Source organism: Acidobacteriota bacterium (assembly GCA_030949985.1).
Lineage (GTDB): Bacteria > Acidobacteriota > Polarisedimenticolia > J045 > J045 > JALTMS01.
Genome location: JAUZRX010000094.1, coordinates 1 through 1,799, shown reverse-complemented (window position 1 = coordinate 1,799; position 1,799 = coordinate 1). Strand labels below are relative to the sequence as shown.

General features: G+C 64.0%; 1 protein-coding gene. It reads right to left on the bottom strand.

Features of this window, described 5'->3' with window-relative positions; genetic code table 11:
• A partial coding sequence (locus Q9Q40_14460) for a hypothetical protein (protein ID MDQ7008421.1) occupies nucleotides 1-1,582 on the bottom strand: 1,582 nt, incomplete at its 3' end.
• Between the last annotated feature and the right edge of the window lie 217 nt (nucleotides 1,583-1,799).

Below are 1,799 nucleotides of genomic sequence, written 5' to 3'. Positions count from 1 at the left end.
CAATGATGGCCTGCACCTCGGCGGGGTCAACCTGTGGGGTCTGGTGCTGCTGGGCCAGCAAGTCTGCCTGAACCTGATCGCGTATGGCCGCTTCCTGCGGGTCGGCAGGAGCTTCCATCTTTGCCTTGAGCGCAGCCAGCTTCTCGGTCATGGCGTTCGGCGGCGCCTTCGCCTCCTTCGGCGGCAGCTTGAAGCCGAGCGGCAGCGACGGCTGCACCTGTGTATCTGCCGTTTGCGCCGTGCTGTCAGGGTGGGGCACTGCGTCTTGCCACGGGGCAGGAGCCTGCTGCACACGGTCCGGCAGCAGGCCAGCGTCAAACATGGTGGTCTGCGTTGTAAGCTTGTTCGCTGGCGGAATTGTACTGACAACCTTGGTGCCGGCAGTATCCACCGGGCCTACCGCTGCTCCTTGCAGGTTAGGCGGCGCGAAGCGCTCCACCGGGCCGGCGTTCGGGTCAGGCCCTACGCGCCCGCCCATTGGTATTGCAGCCCCGCCGCCTGTAGGAGACAGCTTCGGGTCAGTAGGCGGTGGCAGCAACCCGGCCGGTGCGTCTGGGCCGGGCAGCGATGTCGCAGTAAGCAGGTTCGCCGGTTCATCGCCAGACAAGTCGCGCTTCGGCATTACCGGCTTCGGGTTTGGCTTGGCGTCTACCAACGGGTCTAGGTGCATGGCTCCAAGCGGGCCGCCTAGCAGGAAGCCAGCCCCGAAGGCGAGGGCTGCTTCCTTGCCATATCTCTGCGCGACGAGCGGCGCGAGCGCGGCGATGTCGCCATTGTCAAGCTGCTTGCGCAGCTCAGGATCAAACATGACGTGGTCGGTGACTTGCGCCAGCGCCTCCATCGTGCCTTCGAGCGCACCAAGCTTGGTGCCCTGCACAATGCGCTTGCCTATGCTGGTCTTGACGACCTTGTCCACCGTTTTCCGCAGCGCTGGCGACAGCCCCTTGGCGATGATGCCCTCGCCTGCCGTCTGGATGGCCGTCTTGAACAGCGTCGACTTGATTATGTCAGCCTGCACCTCTGGCGCGTGCACGTTGAGCCCACGCTGCTGGGCTTCCTCGAATGACGACTGCAGCTCCATCGTGCCTGTCACGGCAGCGACACCAGCGAACGCGCCTGCCGGGCCACCTACAGCGGCGCCTGCGATACCAGCCCCAATAGACGCAGCCATGGACGGGATAGCCTGCACTGTGGTGTCATACAGGCTGCCGGCAAAACTGCGGTTCTTGGCTATGGCAGCCAGCCTTGCCTCTTGCGACTGCGACAGCCCTATATTCCGCTGCGCGAAATCGGCTATGGCCTTGCCTGTTTCCTGCACAGACGGGTTGTCCGACATCTGCATGGCGTCACCGACACCGCCGACAATGGCTTCGCCGGTGGTCTGCAGGCCGACGCCGAGGTTGCCGAAAAACCCGAGGGGCTCGGAGAAGCTGCTCAGGTACTGCTGATACCCGGCAGAGTCCAGCTTTTGCCAATCGCCGGCTACGTCCTTCGGAGGCTTCGCCCGTGATGCAGCTATCTTTTGTGACGCCAGCGCCGCAGCGGCGTCGTCTGCATTGAATACCTTTCCGCCAACGAACATCTGGTGCGTGGACGGGCTGTAATATACATTCGGTGAGGAAGCTGCAGACGCAGCCGGCGCTGGCGTGGGGGCCTGTGGTGCGGACAGTTCAACTGGCGTCTGGAACTGCGTAGGCGCCGGTGCTTCGCCCGTGAGTGCGACATCGGCAGCGTTTGCTCCAAGCTGGTCAACCCCTATGCGCGCCGTGCGAGGGTCAAACGGTAGCCGCGGGTCAGCC